Annotated in this window: 16 protein-coding genes; 10 read left to right on the top strand and 6 right to left on the bottom strand. The window is 38.6% G+C overall.

Annotated features, from left to right (window positions below; genetic code table 11):
- The first annotated feature begins 164 nt into the window (after nt 1-164).
- Entirely contained in the window at nt 165-2,705 is a 2,541-nt protein-coding gene (locus R2Q80_RS11335; RefSeq protein ID WP_316799719.1) for a zinc-dependent metalloprotease, read from the top strand.
- Between the two features lie 232 nt (nt 2,706-2,937).
- On the opposite strand, the gene R2Q80_RS11330 is transcribed toward R2Q80_RS11335, so the two are convergent.
- On the bottom strand, nt 2,938-3,213 hold the full coding sequence (locus R2Q80_RS11330; protein WP_316799718.1) for a hypothetical protein: 276 nt from the start codon (nt 3,211-3,213) through the stop codon (nt 2,938-2,940).
- Nucleotides 3,214-3,967: 754 nt separating this feature from the next.
- On the opposite strand from R2Q80_RS11330, the gene R2Q80_RS11325 reads away from it, so the two are divergent.
- Nucleotides 3,968-4,282: a hypothetical protein gene (locus R2Q80_RS11325; RefSeq protein WP_316799717.1), complete on the top strand. Its 315-nt coding sequence runs from the start codon at nt 3,968-3,970 to the stop codon at nt 4,280-4,282.
- A gap of 126 nt (nt 4,283-4,408) precedes the next feature.
- Here the strand turns inward: R2Q80_RS11325 and R2Q80_RS11320 are convergent, their stop codons facing one another.
- Complete coding sequence (locus tag R2Q80_RS11320) at nt 4,409-5,410, bottom strand: hypothetical protein (protein WP_316799716.1); 1,002 nt, start codon at nt 5,408-5,410, stop codon at nt 4,409-4,411.
- Nucleotides 5,411-5,474: 64 nt separating this feature from the next.
- Complete coding sequence (locus R2Q80_RS11315; protein ID WP_316799715.1) at nt 5,475-6,338, bottom strand: hypothetical protein; 864 nt, start codon at nt 6,336-6,338, stop codon at nt 5,475-5,477.
- 606 nt (nt 6,339-6,944) lie between these two features.
- Here R2Q80_RS11315 and R2Q80_RS11310 point away from each other — a divergent pair.
- On the top strand, nt 6,945-7,208 hold the full coding sequence (locus R2Q80_RS11310) for a hypothetical protein (RefSeq protein ID WP_316799714.1): 264 nt from the start codon (nt 6,945-6,947) through the stop codon (nt 7,206-7,208).
- A gap of 322 nt (nt 7,209-7,530) precedes the next feature.
- A complete protein-coding gene (locus R2Q80_RS11305; protein ID WP_316799713.1) occupies nt 7,531-7,983 on the top strand; it encodes a JAB domain-containing protein in 453 nt (150 codons plus the stop codon).
- A gap of 256 nt (nt 7,984-8,239) precedes the next feature.
- Here R2Q80_RS11305 and R2Q80_RS11300 read toward each other — a convergent pair whose 3' ends face one another.
- Nucleotides 8,240-8,581 (bottom strand): hypothetical protein, encoded by a 342-nt coding sequence (locus R2Q80_RS11300; protein WP_316799712.1) that lies wholly within the window; start codon nt 8,579-8,581, stop codon nt 8,240-8,242.
- Between the two features lie 364 nt (nt 8,582-8,945).
- Between R2Q80_RS11300 and R2Q80_RS11295 the strand changes: the two genes are divergently transcribed.
- Genes R2Q80_RS11295 through R2Q80_RS11285 form a run of 3 tightly spaced genes read left to right on the top strand, consistent with a single transcriptional unit; the run spans nt 8,946 to nt 11,533 of the window.
- On the top strand, nt 8,946-9,278 hold the full coding sequence (locus tag R2Q80_RS11295; protein WP_316799711.1) for a type II toxin-antitoxin system RelE/ParE family toxin: 333 nt from the start codon (nt 8,946-8,948) through the stop codon (nt 9,276-9,278).
- Between the two features lie 16 nt (nt 9,279-9,294).
- Nucleotides 9,295-10,395 (top strand): ImmA/IrrE family metallo-endopeptidase, encoded by a 1,101-nt coding sequence (locus tag R2Q80_RS11290; protein WP_316799710.1) that lies wholly within the window; start codon nt 9,295-9,297, stop codon nt 10,393-10,395.
- A gap of 19 nt (nt 10,396-10,414) precedes the next feature.
- A complete protein-coding gene (locus R2Q80_RS11285) occupies nt 10,415-11,533 on the top strand; it encodes a beta family protein (protein ID WP_316799709.1) in 1,119 nt (372 codons plus the stop codon).
- Here R2Q80_RS11285 and R2Q80_RS11280 read toward each other — a convergent pair.
- A complete protein-coding gene (locus tag R2Q80_RS11280) occupies nt 11,530-12,300 on the bottom strand; it encodes a sce7726 family protein (RefSeq protein WP_316799708.1) in 771 nt (256 codons plus the stop codon). The genes R2Q80_RS11285 and R2Q80_RS11280 overlap by 4 nt on opposite strands.
- 160 nt (nt 12,301-12,460) lie before the next feature.
- Nucleotides 12,461-12,754, bottom strand: a complete 294-nt coding sequence (locus R2Q80_RS11275; RefSeq protein WP_316799707.1) for a hypothetical protein — start codon at nt 12,752-12,754, stop codon at nt 12,461-12,463.
- Nucleotides 12,755-13,222: 468 nt separating this feature from the next.
- Here R2Q80_RS11275 and R2Q80_RS11270 point away from each other — a divergent pair, with 468 nt between their 5' ends.
- The 3 genes from R2Q80_RS11270 to R2Q80_RS11260 all read left to right on the top strand — a co-directional run bounded on the left by R2Q80_RS11270 (nt 13,223) and on the right by R2Q80_RS11260 (nt 17,623).
- Nucleotides 13,223-13,657, top strand: a complete 435-nt coding sequence (locus R2Q80_RS11270) for a hypothetical protein (RefSeq protein ID WP_316799706.1) — start codon at nt 13,223-13,225, stop codon at nt 13,655-13,657.
- 532 nt (nt 13,658-14,189) lie between these two features.
- Nucleotides 14,190-16,307, top strand: coding sequence for a tellurite resistance TerB C-terminal domain-containing protein (locus tag R2Q80_RS11265; RefSeq protein ID WP_316799705.1), 2,118 nt, complete (start codon nt 14,190-14,192; stop codon nt 16,305-16,307).
- Nucleotides 16,307-17,623, top strand: a complete 1,317-nt coding sequence (locus R2Q80_RS11260) for an ATP-binding protein (RefSeq protein WP_316799704.1) — start codon at nt 16,307-16,309, stop codon at nt 17,621-17,623. Before R2Q80_RS11265 ends, R2Q80_RS11260 begins: the two co-directional genes overlap by 1 nt.

Raw genomic sequence — 17,623 nt, 5'->3', positions numbered from 1 at the left:
AATATTTTGTGACGTTGATGACGTCCAATGACTGTGCACAATTTCGCTGTCATAATAATAAATTAAAGTTGCAGAATAAAAAGGAAAAGCCTTTTTGAATTACAGTTAAAGTTTTCATCAATCAAATTTGTTAAAGTTCAACTTAAAAAGTAAATATAAATAACATGTTAAAAAAAGTAAAATTCTTGACAAGGGCATCTTTGATTGCCATGTTAGGGCTGTTTTCTGCAACCTGCTACGCTCAGGAACAACGAACGCTGAAGGTTGACTCAGCAAAAGCAGACAGTGTAAAAGTGTCATCCAAACCAAAAAGTAGATCATACACCGAGGTGATTACATCCAAAGCTAAAACAAGTAAAGGGCTATTTTTTGTCCATCAGGTAGAGGATAAATATTATTTTGAACTTCCGGTAAAGTTATTCAAAAAGGATATGCTCATCATCAATAGGATTGCAGAAGCATCGGCAGATATGCGTATTGGTAAGAGCATAAGCGGATTTGCTGGAGATCCCATAGGGGGATCAGTAGTGCAGTTTGAATTTGGTAATAATAAAAATATTTTTATCCGTAGGATATCATTTACGGAATATTCAAATGACAGCACCAAATCAATGTATGCAGCGGTGAAGAAGAATACTGTTCAACCAATTGTTGCTGCCTTTCCAATAGCTGCTTATAATAAAGATTCGACCAACGTAGTTATTGACGTAACAACATTTGTAAATGGAGACACAGAGCTATTGTATTTTGCATCTTCAATTGATAAAATGATGTTACACATTGGAGTACAACGAAATGACAGAAGTTATTTGAGGTATATTCATACCTTTCCAACTAATGTAGAAATAAGGGCTGTCAAAACATATGCAATGGCAGGATCAACAAGGACTGGGGACAATACTATGGAGCTCAACGCTTCTATTGTCTTATTACCTGAAAAACCGCTGGTGCCCAGATACTATGATGAACGAGTCGGCTATTTTACTACTGACTTTACGGATTATGATAAAAATCCTCAGGGTGTTTCCGAGGTAAGTTTTGCGAATCGATGGCGATTGGAACCCAAACCAAATGATGTTGCCAAGTATAAACGGGGAGAATTGGTTGAGCCTTTAAAGCAAATCGTATTTTATATAGATCCAGCGACACCTAAAAAATGGGTACCATACCTTATTCAAGGTGTAAATGACTGGAATAAGGCATTTGAAAAAGCCGGATTTAAAAATGCAATCATCGGGAAGATAGCCCCAACAGCAAAAGAAGATCCTACATTTAGCCTAGAAGATGCCCGGCATTCAGCAATCATTTATAAACCTTCTATTGTACCAAATGCAAGCGGACCGAGCATTGCAGATCCTAGAACTGGAGAAATCCTCGAAAGCCATATTAATTGGTACCACAATGTCATGAGTTTGATCAGAAACTGGTATATGGTTCAGGCTGGTGCAATTGATCCGAGAGCAAGGCAAATGATATTTAGTGATGAACTAATGGGCGAACTGATTCGCTTTGTAAGTTCCCATGAGGTAGGTCATACTTTAGGTTTGCGACATAATTTCGGTTCAAGCTCAACGGTGCCGGTTGAAAACTTACGGAATAAAAAGTGGGTAGAAGAGCACGGTCATACGCCTTCGATTATGGACTATGCGCGATTTAATTATGTTGCGCAGCCGGAAGATAATATTGGTAAAAAAGGAATTTACCCTAGAATTGGTGATTATGACGAGTGGTCAATCGAATGGGGTTATAAATGGTTTGACAATAAAACATCCGAACAGGAGCAAAACAAAATCATTAATGCCCTAACAACTAAGATGCAGGAGAATAAAAGACTATGGTTTGGTAGTGAATTGAGCCCGACAGACCCCCGTTCTCAAAATGAAGATTTAGGTGATAATTCTATGAAAGCCAGTGAATACGGAATTAAAAATTTAAAAAGGATTGTTCCTCAACTCATTAAGTGGACAAGTTCCCCACAGAAGAATTATAACGATTTGCTTAAAATCTACCTTACAGTAAATGGTCAGATGGATAGGTATGCTATACATGTTATAAAAAATGTCGCAGGTATATACGTTACACCAAAAGTATCCGAGCAATCAGGACCAGTTTACGTTCGCGAATCTTATGAAAAGCAGAAAGAAGCTATGGAATATCTTGATAGAAATATTTTTACATATCCGATTTGGCTGTACGATGAAGAAATTATGGGTAAACTTGGTATCGACTTCATTCCCTTTTTAAGTGACAAACAACAAGGTGTATTGGAAAGTCTTATGAGTCCGTTTCGAATGACTAGGATGATTGAGGCCGAAGCATTAGGAAAAGGAAAGGTGTATACAATTTCTGAATTTTTCTCAGATCTGGATCACAGTATCTTTAAAGAGGTGTACAACAAACAGGCTATTAACGTTTATAAAAGGAATTATCAAAAGCTTTATATCGAAAAGTTAGGAGCATTCCTAAGAACGAACAGTGCGCCTACCTCGGGTTATGTATCAAGCCCTCAAGACCTTCGCGGGCCTGGATATACGCAAGTTTTAAATTCTAAATATAGCGACATGCAATCCATCATACGGCTGCAATTGAAGGAACTCAGAAAAACATTGAAAGAGAACAGCTTAAATTACTCTGACCTTTTGAGCAAAGCCCATATTGAAGATCTATTGAGCAAAATAGATGAAGTGCTGAAAGACACTAAATAATTTGTCTTCCATTGTTATCAAAGTGTCCATTATGTAAATATTTTGGACACTTTTTCGTTTAAATGCAAATACGATGGTATTAATGCGGAAAACGTTTATGTGAGGATTTAAACAATTAAAACCCGTACATCATTTGGAACGGAAACGAATAGTAGTCTATAACACGCATATCTTGAATGTTTTTTGTTTTTTGGAGCTTTTGTATTGCTAAATGCTTTCAGTTGACAATAAATTATGTTCTTAACAGGTCGCTATGATTTGGCTGACTGCTTTTTATGGCAGCATTTTTCCTGGGCAGCATGATAATACTCCTGATGGAGCCTACATCTGCTTTGGTGTATGTATCCCATATCGTATGGTAGTTCTTTTCAATCTGAATCAAAAAGAAAAATAAAAAAGCGGTCTGGGTAAATCTGAGAATCACCACATCTGTAGCGTGTTTGCTGGATAAAAATATCAGGTGCTTATAGGGGTTGGTACCGGCGACATCTAACAGCTTCTCAAGCAAATCCCTCTCATCACTCTAAAAACACCTGAATGAAGTTTATTCTCTGTCAAGTCTCGGAAATATTCCTCCATCATGTGCAGATTAGTGTCGCTGTTCAGGACTGCTTTTTTATTTACTATTCGCAGGATTAAATTTACATTCCCGATGAATGTTTTGTTGATTTTCGCAATTCGGGTGATCCGGCAAGCTTGGATATGACTTCATACCCAATGGGTCCAGCAGCAGTGGTGACCTGGATTTTTTTGGTCTTAAGAACGTTTGCAAAATAATTCTTGATTGCATCGTCATGGAGGTCTGCTATACGGCCGCCGGATTATTCTCTCTGATGGTCAACGATAGGAATCTGTTCTGCGCCTGAAGTTCCCAGTGAATATTCAAGCTTCGGCGGAACCTTAAGTTGAACGTCCGGAAATAGCACGCCTAGGTAAACATAGCATGCGCAACTATACAGCTATCACTTGGTAGAGTTGGTCTGCGTCTAAGGTTTCCCTGATTGGTGATTAAATCAAGGAACATTATCTGTCTTTGGATGCTTCACTAGCAATTTACAGCGGGGGATAAGCTCGGTTAACGCTATTTTATGGGTAAAGAAAAGCTTCTTTTAATTAAGATGATATGCTTAAACGGGAATGCTTTAACCAGAGAAATCAATGAATGTTGATAACTTCATCAATGGTTAAAACTATTGCTTCTGGTTGTCAGTATGTTATTCTTCTGGGCTTGTTAATCTGAAAAATCGGTATATTTTTGCGACATGACTGTAACTGTACTGGCAATACTAAAGACTGATTTTAAGCCTGAAAAGAATCTGGCTAAAGTAATGAATGACCGTTTGATACGTGCGGCGAGGGATCTTCAGGAGGTTCATTTTAAGCCGCTTTCAGGCAGGGGCTTTTCTTCGGATGACCTGGTGGTCTATATCAGTTATAATCCTAAGTATAAGGTTCGTTTCCGGATTGTGAATGATGTGCCATCAGATATTGAATATTTTGTGGCGGAATGTTGCGGAAGACTGGGGTATATTCTCTGGAAAGCAAATGCCATCGGGGTCAGCAGGGACGGTGTTTAAGGCTGTCAGTGTTGAGGCAGGTCAACACTTAATGGCTGTCCCCGTTACCGGGCCGGGCCATCCGCTATATCTTTTGTGCCAAAAGGATGCCGCTATTGTCTCTGACAGAAAAATTTGTATAAATCTTTAAATATCTATAAGATCACAGATTTGTGAATAGGCTAAGGGTGTATAGGTGATAATCTTGCCTGTTTTTTGATGTTCAAAATTCTGACTTTTAAAATCATGTGGTTCATTTTGAACGGTGTATTTTCGCCTGGTGGACAAGTAGAAGCTTTTTTCCAAATAGAATGGCCGGGCTTCGATTTTCTTTGCCCTGATCAACGAACGTATATGCTCATCAATCGCAAAACTCTCCATGAATGGGGCAGATATGCTGCTAATGAAGAGGTGGTTATTTGGCGTATCGCTCGGCGGCATTTCTAACTCGTTTACGTAATTTGCTCCTTGGGTAAAAATGGCATAACTCGACAAAGACGTTTGTATGCTGATTTCAGTCATGATTTGGTTGACCATGCTAATCAGTTTTTCTGGTTGATAATCCTGGTCTTCTGATCTGAACCGCCATCCTGTTTTTATTATAATATTATCTGCGCAGCTCAAAAACTGAATATCTGGATTTGCCCTGCTGTGCACATCTATAATGGTTTTAATCTGTGAAAGTTTAGCGACAGGGAATTCTCCATAATGGTTGAGTACGGAACCTATTCCAATAAAGTCAATCATTACGTAACTCGAATAAAGATTTCTATGAAGTTGGTCAAACCATTCTTGATCAACAATAATGTAAGGGCGGCTTTCAGAAGTGAAAGGTAAGAATGCGATTCTGAAAAACTCCTTTGGCAGCGTTCTGGTAACTGTGTGAAATCTTCTGCTTCTGTCTAAAAGTAAAGTGATGTTGAAGTGGGTGGTGGAAGTCTCCGTGATGTGGCAGGGGATGTATTCCATCAGGCTGTTTGGGTGTTCCCAGTAGCGTATATCTGTTTCAGGCAGGCTATAATCGAGCCATTGTTGCATGATAATTTTCTCATCATCTTCTCCTAGAAGATAGCATTCTTTATGGTTGGATATATTATCCCGGGTAAAAAACTGAAAGTATTTTGGCAGTTTTGTTAACTTTTCTAACATGCTTTACGGTTTGAGTATGACTGATCTAAATTAAAAATCAATAGCGGTTTGCCCGGAGATCATGCTAGTCAAGTGTACGGTTTCCAACTTCTTCCCAATCTGTTGACCGGATGGATTTAATCTGGGATTTGCTCAGCAATCTTATGGTTCCATCCATGTACTGGATTTTGATGCTATCCAGAGAGAGGTACTCTGCTGTGGAAGAATAGAAGGTGTTTTCAAAACTATAGCTTCCGCTATCATTTGGTTTTACCGGCCCGATCGCCCTGAGAGTTTTTGTTCCAATTTTATCATCTACCGGATTGGTAGCTGTAACAGTAATGTGGATGTATTTGATTGTTTTTTTACCGAGATTTAAAAAAGTGATGTCAAATCCCATAGCGTATGATTTACCGGTAACCGAGAAATCAAATATGGCGAGTTGGTGCAGGTCGTATGCACGATAATTAATGACATCGATCTTAGTTGCCTGATCATTTTCGAATTCTATTCTGGCATTGTTTTTTTTGAATACCCAAAATTCCTGCCCTTCATCTGTATGGGATTCTAATGATGGTTTACCAAAAGCATCAAGTAAATAGGATTTGGTAAGCGTACCCTTTTCCATCATCGATTTTAAATCGTAGTAATAACTATAGGAATAAATGTGTTTAGGATAGTCATATGCTTTCAGCATGAGAGGGATCTTGGTAAGGTCATCCTTTTTGTTAAAGAAAAGGAAAACGGGTGTATTGGTCAGTTTCTTGTAATAAACTTCTCCATATGGATTGGATACACCTTCAACTTCATTCAAGTCTAAAGAGTCCCGGATTCCATTTATACTGATGTTTTTATAGGGGAGTTTTCTTCCGGATGGAAGATAGATGGCATTTTGTGAAAAGCAGCAGAAAGGCAATATCACAAGGGTGAGGAAAGAAATTGTTTTCATATCGAGCGTTTATTTGACAAATCTAGTAAAATGGCTTGATATCACCTGGGCGTTTCAGTGTAAAAATTAACTCGCTTTGGCTTAGTGCCAGGTAGTATGCATGTTAAACCTGCATGTATTCGCTCTCCATGTAGTAATAGCGACTTCGCTATTGTTTTCTGAGGAGTATGGCAATTGATCATTGTTCCGCATGTTGTTAGCGGTAAGCCTTTATCAATAAGATATTGTGTGCTGCTTTTAACATAAAAAAAGTTACATTAATCGCTGATGCACCTGATATCTAAATTAATGCTCTCAATCTTCGATTGTCATACGGGATTCTCAGTCCCCGTATTCGAAATATAGATTTTTAACCTGCTTCAGGTATTCAGTTTCGTTCTTTCTGTTGGAATCATATGTTAAATACAGCTACAGCTCATAAATCCCCGTTTCCAAGATGGATGCACATTCTCTATGTAGCTGTGTAGATCCATTTTTTTATTGTGCTAAATTACTGTTTGCTCAATCTCTAAAAGGACTTTCGCGGCATAAAACGCTGTGCTATTTATTCCACGTTCCTTGTAATAGATTTCGCTTATCCAGTAGGGAAATGGCAAAATAAACATTATGGAACCTACACATTCAATTCTCGAAGATCATTTTGGTAAAATCTATCACAAATCCTTAGTCACACCGTTATTTACTTTTTTTACGGATGATGGTGATGGTATTATCATGTTTTACCGTAAGGATCCAGGAAGGACGCCACTTTTTGGATACGGTGCTGAAGAGATGCTTCTGGATGTGGTATTAATGCATGAATGGCTCTGGGCCAGTGAGGACATGAAATACAATATCAGGTGTATCCTGGAAGAACAGCCGGATCCCTGATCTGGATTTCTCTTTCTGGTTTAATGATGATGAATGGAGTTGACGATTCAAAAAGCGAGTGAAATAGATTGTTCGGACTCATATTGCTATAATTTTTTAATAGTTGATGATTGGTGTATGCCGGAAACTGAAAATGGATTAATGCGGAAGTGGAATGATCCAATTTTGCTGCAAATTTAAGGTTCAGCTGCGGCATGCAAAGGAATTTCCGGCATAAACCCTCCTGTGGCCTATGCGCTCAACTCTATTTATTCCGTTCCTCCTTTTGCTTTGGCGCAGGGCCTGAACCTTTTTTCCACACCATAATTAAATCTTAAATATTATGGAAAAGCAATTTAAAGTTTCAGAAATCGAAATCAGTTATCGTCCGGCATTCAGGCTTTCGGAAAAACCCAAAATTACTTCATCGAATGCTGCTTATGGCATTCTGGATCAAAGTTGGGATCACAATAAAATGGAGCTGCTGGAGGAGTTTAAAGTCATACTCCTTAATAGACAGAACAGGGTTCTGGGTATACTTCATGTAGCTCAGGGTGGTTTCTCTGAGGTGATGGTAGATCCCAAGGTGGTATTTTCCGCAGCGTTGAAAGCTTGTGCCAGTGGCATCATTTTAGCACATAACCATCCGGGCTCGGAGTTGAGGCCGAGTGAGGCGGATGTTTACTTAACCCGGAAAATGGTTGATGGGGGTAAGCTCCTGGGGATTGGTATTTTTGATCATATTATTATTTCAGCATACGGGTATTATAGCTTCTTAGATGAGGGGATGTTGTAGCGGGTTGCTGATCCTTTTAACCTATATAGCCCAGTCGAAGGTTTTAGCTCACTGTGTTGCGGCAAATTTTTTCAGGCAGAAGTTTTTGAGCGGACTAAATTGCTGTTGGTTCTTGGCTTCTTTTCAAATCCGGGGCTTAATCATTTTGATGATGACTCTCGGGAAGGGTTGAGATCTTCACAGCTTTGGAGGTCATAGCCGGGCGATTGATACTTAGGATTAATCAATTCCGCATTTTTACCGGCAAAGGTTGTGTTTAATAATGATAACCGTCAAGCGCTGTCAACAAGTCGCTATGTGGTTTTTCGCTGGCTTGTCTGGATAGGGTATGTTGAGCAGAATTGTATTTTTCAATATAGGTGGCCTGGGTCCGGTTAAATTTTAGATAACTCTGTTCAAAGAAACGCTCTTCAACTGCAGGGGAGGAATCTCTGGAGTTTAGCCACAATTTAATCAAAGCTTTCGAATTTTTTTCCAGATAAAACCATTCATACTGATCAGCTGCATATAATTCTTGCGCTGATCCGGCAATCTTGATTTCAACGATAATCAATTGATCATTATCAAAAAGACGCTTAATCTCAAAATTTGACAACATGCTGCGAAAATAATGAATTAGTTGAATTCATCGACTATTTGGAGAAATATTAGTAATTGATGATTCCACTTTAACCGCTGGAAAAACTGATGATAAAAGTAGTTTATAGTTAGCTGTTCTTAAAGAATATATTGTGTGATCAAAAAACCTCCGAACGCCCAAGATCAAGATAATTCTGTTTTATGCAATGTAGAATACGGAGAACCGTAAAAATGAACCGAATTTTTATATTCAATTTATGTCTGGTTTGTTTACTGCTGCTGTTTTATCAGATTTATAACTAATTAATAATTTGGTTTTTAAAAAAAAGCTACCTACATTTGAAAAATATTCTTACCTAAATTCGGTAATAAAAATAAAATACATGAACATAAGTTACGGTTCAAATAAGATTAAGAAAAAGCTTAGTTCCCTCGCGGAAATAAAAAAAGCCTACGGTACGATGGCAAAAAAGGTACAAAGCCGTCTCGATGATATCGAGGCATCTCCAAACCTTAAAGTATTGATGCAGATTCCTGCAGCAAATTGTCATCCATTGTCTGGCAATCTTAGTGGTGAATGGGCACTCGATATTTCAGGTAATCACCGAATGATTTTTGATATCAACCACGATCCCATACCTGAAAAGGATACAGGGGGAATCGAAACTATTGAAGTCACAGATATAAGGATTATAGAAACCAAAGACTACCATTAATCCAAAAAAAAAACAAATGAGCAGCAATACAACAATAGAGAGAGAATTGTTAACCAAGCCTGGCGATACCATTCTAGAGACCATTGAGTTTCTACGAATGAGTCAGGCAGAATTAGCAGAAAGGATAGGGAAGACACCTGCGAAGGTCAATGACCTGATCTCTGGTAAAGCACCTATAAGCATCAATACCGCTATGCAACTTGAAAAAGTCCTTGGGATTGATATGCAATTTTGGCTGAATAGAGAAATGCATTACAGAGAAAAATTGGCGAGGATAGAACAAGAGGAGCTCCTTGAAAAGAGTATAGACTGGCTGAAAGAACAACCTATAAGGGAGCTACAGAAATTTGGTTATCTGAAAACAAGGACTGTAGGTACTAAAATGGTTGAAGAATGCTTGCAGTTCTATGGAGTAGCCTCTCCAGTTCAGTGGGAAAATGTCTACGTAAATAATTATACACATACTAGTTTCAGGAAGAGCTCAGCACATAAAACCTTACTAGGTAGTATGGCCGCTTGGTTGAGAATAGGAGAATTGAAACTACTAAAACAACAATTACCAGAATTTAGGAAAGACAGATTTAAAGATGCCCTTTCTGAGATCAGGACTTTGGTAGAATCCCAGCCGGAAGATTTTCCGATCAGACTTCAGAAATTGTGCGAACAGGCTGGAGTTGCTTTAGTATATTCACACAGCCTTCCCAAAGCACCAATTAGTGGTGCAGCACGCTGGGTAGGAGGAAATCCATTAATTCAGATCACCGACAGATATAAAACCAACGATCATTTTTGGTTTACGTTTTTCCATGAGGCTGGACATATCTTACTGCACGGTAAAAAGGATATCTTCATTGAAGAACTAGAGGGTATTGAAAATGATCAGGATAAAGAGCAGGAGGCAAATAATTTTGCAAGAGACTGGCTATTACCTGATTCTTTTTTGGAAGAGATTGAAAACGGTCGGATAGATGAAAAAATAGTCAGGAGAATTGCAAGAAATTATGCAACACATCCGGCTATTGTAATAGGAAGGCTCCAAAATCTAGACAAGATACCGCATTCCTTTGGGGCCAGTTTAAAGATCAAGATCAATCTTGATTATTTTATCGAACATTAACCAACCAAAAAGACCGCTCATGAGCATACCCGTTTATATACCTGTATTAAGATTGCGTCAGGAAGAGAAAAAAGTGTTGACGACTTTCGATTTTGGAAATAAGATATATCCCTATGTAGAGATTTTCAAGGAGTTTGAAAGACTCCCTCCAAAACCTAAGCCTGGGAAAGCAAAAAAGGAGCGGGCTCCAAAACATTTTCACGAAGTCTATGTTCCGACGCTAAATAGTGTCAAAGCTGAGAGAGTCTTTGTTGATTTACCTGTGCATCTCAGACAATCCAGAAACATGAAAAAAGAGGTCTTGGAATTTTTGCGTGGAGTGGTCGCTAACAGGAAAATCAGAACAGAGTACCTGCTGAGCCTTAATAGCCTAAATGATAAGCTCATTCCGGTCATCAGCACTTATTCTCAATTGACAGGTGAGCCCAATTCAATTAGATTACAGGAAGCAGACCTCAGGATTGCCTATCAGACATTGGCCTTTAGGACTTCTGAACTTACCTTTAGCAATGACATACATCAAATAGAAGCAGTTGCCCAACCGCAAGATTTTTTTATCATAGATCTTGAAAACTATAGTTTGTCGGATAGCGATGATTTAGCAACAATTGAATTCATGTTGGAGTATTTGAAAACATTTGATAAATGTTATGTCGTGCTCCTAGGCAACCCGATTCATAATTCAATCAAAAACTTTGAACTCTTACATGGTCACCGGATTGCTGTAGTAGACAATACGCTAATGGACAGGTTTCAGCGCCTTTCAGCACATACTTTTTCAGATTATGCAGGCATCAAAAAAGATCCAGTCGAAGGTGGCGGAGGAATAAGTCCGGGCTTCATCTTTTATGACGCAGTGGATAATGATTTTTATGGCTTTAAAGGATCGGTAGCTCGGGAACTGGCTGACTTCGAGAATATCATTGTGCCTGATGTTATGCGCTCTGATGCAGTAAAAAGGATGAAAGGACATTTACTGGACTACGTTGGTCTAGAAAATAAAGGTTGGCAAATCTTAGAGAATATTTACTATGGTATTGAAAGCGGAAAAAATCAGGCGAAATTCAAAAGGATATCAATGGAACACTACCTTCATTGCATCAAGGCGAAAATTAGAGCGGGACACTTTATCTTTTAGCCGTAGATATGGGCGGGCTTGATGTTTTTATTAAAGAAAAATTGAAGATCTATTGGTAAAATTTCTTCAGCATGCTCAACAATGAAATCCCATCTGTTTCTGTACCTGGCCTTGAGACTTAATTTGAACAGTTCATTGATGTTTTCGGCAGAAAAAAGATCAAGAACTTTTTTTATGTCATAGTGACCAAAGCACTTCAGCATTTCTTTTTTGGTTAATAAACTCAATTGAGTTGCTGGATTTAAAGATCTGTTAAATATGGGTTTACGAATAAAGGTATGTCCTAATTTATCTGCCATAATGATCCCAAAAGTACGCGGGATGATTTCCAGACACTTATTTAGGTGGCGCTCGTGGATCACAACATTATTGAACTCAAATGCGTCCATATAATCACCGGACTGTTTTACCAGCTTATCCAAATTATCAAGATTTGATTTGATCTCATAACTGGTCGTATGGCCATTTACGGTCAAAAAATCTACACGGCTATTTTTAACCTTGATTTCATATGCTGCCACGAGCTTCGCAGTTTGAAATACCTTAAATAACCTATATTTAAGAACCTGTTCGCCATCATAGCCATCCAGTATAAGCTCATTGATTTTCTGGTGCAAATCACGCTTACAATATTTATCCAAATTAGTCTTTGGATAAATAATATTCACCAGCTCCCTCAATTTTGGCGCATAGTCGAGTGTAGAATAGTTTTTAACTATTTCTTTAATCAGTTTGGAATCGATTATGCCGCAGTCCTTAAATTTCATTGGTTTCAACGAGGGCAAAATTAGCTAAAAATTGATGGTTTTTTGTTGGAATTACATTTTTTAACAGAAGTGTATGATGCATTTTTTTTAATGTTGATAGGTTAATAATCGATCTAGCATTATGATCAAGTACCAATATTTACTTAAGTTACTTCCGGAATCATCGTGTTTTCGCCGGTAGGGCATGCATCAGATCAGTTAATAACTCTTTTTTTATGTCTCTGACCCGTTTTTCGAGTGATTCTTTTGAATCATTTTTTTTAATCCCGTCAAGCATCTTAAATGTAATTCTGTTTTGCTCCTCGCTGATGGAGGGGATATTATTGCTATAGGCAAAATCCTTGATTTCCATAAGCAGGTTCTTTAATGCTTCTATATCTGTTCTTTGGTTGAAATTAAATGCCTTAATCGTTTTAATGTAGCTCAGGATCCGACTGCTATGTTCTTCTATCATTTCAATGGGGTTATTATTAATATAATAAACGTCGACACGTGTGGTTTTGGTTCGTGAGCGGTCAGCTATTTATTAACATTGGTTATTTATATGCACAATACAGTAAGCTAAAAGTTTATAAATTGGTTTCCTTTCTTTTGATTTTTTTAATGGTTTAATTGCTATTTTCAACTTACTATCAATGGTGTTTTTAAGGCATACACCCATTAGCTTACTGTAGTTTTCTGATCGGATGACCAGAATCTGTCTCAACGAAACGGATAAAAAGGCCGCGAACATCGTATGCCCGCTTAACTGCGCACGCATAATGGCTTTTCAAGCCATCCTACCGGAACTTATAGTGCTTCGTTTTCACTAAACCCATACAGAATTCTTGCACTTTCTTTTTTTCCGTTTTTTCTTTTGAAATGATTTTTCGCTAAAGCACGGGAAGGGATCGGTATAGGATTTCAATTAAAAAAAATGATTATGGATCATCATGATAGCGAAGTATTGAATTTTAAAGAGGCGTTTTGTCCTTTTGGTTATCTGGACATTAATATGGCTGTTATTCAAGCGCTGGCTGCAGGTTTTGATGGGGCTTGGGCTTTTGATCAGGTCGAGATTTTTTGTGATGAGTGCGGGGCGAAGATGAAGGATGTTGATCCCTGTTTTATTGTAATGGATTCCATTTTTCAGCATGCGAGAAATGAAATTGATGAAATATCGGGATTTGATATTTGTAATGATGCTGACTTTTTTGTGTACGGAAACTTTATGTGTTCAAGTTTCGAGGGCACGGATGAAGATAAAGAAAAATTGATGGGGTTATTATCGGGGCTAATGAATTTGTGGGATTCACTTTCTGTATGCGCGAAATACTGGCTAGGACAAACCGGAATAGAGTTAAAAGGAATGAGATAGGATTTTCATGTTTATTTTGTGACGGGATAATGATGGAGCGGTGCCATTCCGGCCTTTACATTGTTTTGAGCGTACAAGATTTCCGGGCGGCGGGCTTCGCCCGCCCGGTTTCGCTCCCTATTTCGAGCCGCTTGGGCCGGGGCCGAAAATAGGGAGCGTTTAAAAAATAGTTTAATATTAAATGTATCACCCAAAATACTCCGAGGCCTTTCAAGGCGAAATAAAATGGCTATAGGTTACCTAGTGTGTCTTTGTTATTCTTTTGGTAAGATAAGGGAAAGCAGCTCGGTTTTTTCAGGTTGTATTTTTTGATAATTTTGAATACAATTATTTAGTTATCCTCCCTTTTGCTTGGATTTTTTAACATGGCGTTTGAAAAGGAGCACAAACGTAATAGATCAATGGATTAGTGATTCAGTTTGAGAATCGATTACAATATTTTGAGTTTACCTAGCGAATAATATGAATTGAAATTGGACTAACCTTTAAATTTATCCATGAATTTGTATCTTAGCCTTTCTAAGTTAAGATCATGCTCATATTTTTTATCATTGTTGCTATCGTTATCATTGTTGCAGCCAGTTCCAAAAAGAAGCCAAAAAACAATCATTTCAACCAAAGACCTGTTCCCTTGAAACGGACATCTTCTTCTTTCCAGGTAGCTAAGCCATTACCGCTTAAAAAAACTGTTCCTCCTGCTTCTGTAAATTCAAAGGCGCTGGAATTATCTACCAAGCATTTTGGCTGGGAATGGATGCAGTTTGTGACTTCAAGGCGAGAAAAACTAAAGGTGAGCAATCAGGAGATCTGGCGGGTGATGGCGATTGGTTATTCGAAAATGGGCGTTAAGCCATTGGAACATTTGCTGATTTCTTTTATGCAAACCAGACCTTCAACCGAAGGATCTACTGGCGTTAATGTTACCGCTGATGATTATAAGGACCTTCACCAGTCTACTTATGATCTGATTAAGGCCAACAGATTTTCTCAGGATAATGTCCAGGCCATGTTGAGCCTGCTTGCCGAAAGAGGAAGGGTTGAAATGCTCGGGAAAAAAGAAGAATTAAAGAAGCTGACGAAAGTTCCTGTTCCGACTTCAATGGTTACAAAACACGCTTTTGCGAATGCTGCTCCTGCATCTTTAGCACCAACTTCCTTTAACAATGCGCAACAAAATATGGTAAGTATTGAACCTAAGGAAAATAATACGAATAATTTTAGTCACGATGAATCAATCATTGACGTAGGTGATATTGCCCAGCGTATCGACTTTTCAGTGCCGATGCAATCAACTGATCAAAGTCCACAGCCGGCATATAGCGGATATGACCCGGATGAATATTCTTTGGGTAAGAAATATAAAAAGAAATTAAATCTAAGTACACAGGAAGCTGCCTGGTTGAACAAATTTTATAACTACAATAATGTTTTCAATGCGATTGAAGGGGCAGAGATCGAAATCATTAAACTTTATCTGCTGTCATTAAAATTAATTGTCAAACGGCTAAAAAAGGAAGGTACTACATTATCTCAGGAGATTGCACCCATTAAAGCTAAGCTTGCTGAGTTTGAGCGTTCATCACCCCATTATTGGGAAGGCTATGGTCATTCCATGCTTGGTAGTTCTGCTGAGGGTGATATTTATTATTATATTTATAAAAAAGCGGAAATGGTGATCCGTGAACTCTGGGGGCATCGGCGAAAGATTTCCGCTGACTTTTATTCCCGCAGTGAAGAGGTTAAAACGCTATTTTATGCCAAGCTGGGTTTGATCACTGATGAGGTCATCGAGCACCTTCGTCCCACGGTAGGTTTGCCAGATATGGAAACTGAAATGACGCTTAATGCAGCCAGTACTACTCGGTGGAAGGATAAATTTCAGGAGCTTACGCAGGCAGAAAGGGGAAAGGATCAGTCAGCACTTGTAACTTCACTCCATGAACTTGGAAAGATGAACGAAAGAAACCCATCGGTTGAACAGATTTATTATGAGTCTTCCAAGTTTATGGCATCGATCGATAAGATGGAGTCGCTGAAATTTTATCTGCATTACATCTGGCATGATCTGCATTCTGTGGTGGTGGACAATAAACAGCTTAACAAAACGATTCAGAAAAAACTTTTTTCTAACCAGGAGCAGTTAGATGCTTTTACGCTAATCATTGATCAATTGTCCGAACACCGTGATTTGGGGACGGCGCTGATAGCTGTGGAAACCATTTACAAACCGCGTCGAAAATCTATTGTGTTGGATGCTGCTGTGATAGAAAAAGTTGAACTGCAGCACAATGGTACGGTAGCGATTCTAAGTGAATATCTCAAAGATGAGGAGGAGGTGTATGAATTGAAAACGACCGTTGCGCATCCTTCCGTGTTGGAAGAAGCGCTACTTTCGACTGAAGCAGTTGCTGCCCGTAGTGAGATCGGTTTAAATCCGGTGCAGGTTGGTTTTCTGGACAGGTTTGCCGAAAGCTTCGAAGTGGGTCTGGCAGATGCCGAAAATTATGCCATGGAACATGGCGTTTTTAAAAATCAGCTTATTGATGCTATCAATGAATTGTGTTATGAATTTTTGGATGATGTTCTCATTGAAGAATCCGCTGAGGGTTACGAAATAAATCCTGATTACTATAAACAAATATTATCTTAATGATCTCAAATTTAAAACCAAAGGAAGCCACTGCCATTATCAATTCTTTGCTTGGTGGGGTGGTTCCTAAAATAGGTGTTCAGCACATTACCGTTGGACGTTCAGCAGAAGTGGATGCTTTTCTTTCCGCATTGGAAGACGTTAAAAACGGGCATAGTATAGTGAAGTTTTGGATTGGCGAATTCGGTTCCGGTAAATCCTTTATGCTCCATTTGCTAAATACTGTAGCGCTTAAACAGAAGTTTGTCGTGGCCAATGCGGATTTTACGCCTGATAACCGGTTGTATTCAAATGACGGAAAGGGTGTTGCACTTTATGCTGCAATCATGGATAATGTTGCGATTCAAACCAAGCCTGAAGGTGGCGCCTTACAGACGCTGCTTGAAAAGTGGATTGAGCAGATCATGATGCAGACTGCACAGACTAGTGGAATTGCTATTGCTGATATCCGCGAGGAGCAATATATTAAATTGGTTCAGGATAATATTATGAAAACCGTGAATGAGATTACTGAAGTTGGTGGTTTTGATTTCGGCTTTGTTATTATGAAGTATTATGAAGGTTTTGTTCGGCAGGACGAATCTCTTCGTCGTAATGCGCTAAGATGGTTGAAAGGTGAGTATAAGACCAAAACTGAAGCCCGGACCGATTTAGGTGTAAGGGAGGTGATCAATGACCTGAATTATTACGACATGCTTAAGAATTTCTGTAAGCTCTTCGTCAGTATCGGATACAATGGCTTTATGATCAATTTGGACGAGGCGATTAATCTTTATAAGATTTCAACTTCGGTTATGCGCGAAAAGAATTATGAGAAGATACTCACGATTTACAATGATTGTTTTCAGGGCAAGGTAAGTAATCTGTTCATTAACTTTGCGGGTACGAAAGAAGTATTGGAAAATCCCAGACGCGGGCTTTTCAGTTATAAGGCTTTGAAGTCAAGACTGGAAACCAATAAATTCGAAACCCAGGCTATCCGGGATTTTGCCCAACCTGTGATCCGCCTAATGCCTTTGGATCACAATGAAATCTTCGTATTGTTGAAGCGTTTGAAAGAAGTATTTGACTTTAACTATAAAACTGAGCTGAATGTCTCCGATCAGGATATCCAGCAATTTATGGAGGAGCTGTTCAATAAGCCAGGTGCAAATGAATTTTTGACGCCTAGGGAAGTAATTAGGGATTTTCTGAACATTTTAAGTATTATCAGACAAAACCCTGAGGTAGACAAGTCTAAGTTATTTGGAGATTTGGTTATACAGGATGAAAGGCCTGATGAAACAACTTTACTGGCGGATATAGAGGAAATTTAG

It is taken from the genome of Pedobacter frigidisoli (assembly GCF_032678525.1).
Lineage (GTDB): Bacteria > Bacteroidota > Bacteroidia > Sphingobacteriales > Sphingobacteriaceae > Pedobacter > Pedobacter frigidisoli_A.
Note: the sequence above shows the minus strand (reverse complement) of the source record. Positions and strands in the feature narration are given on the sequence as shown.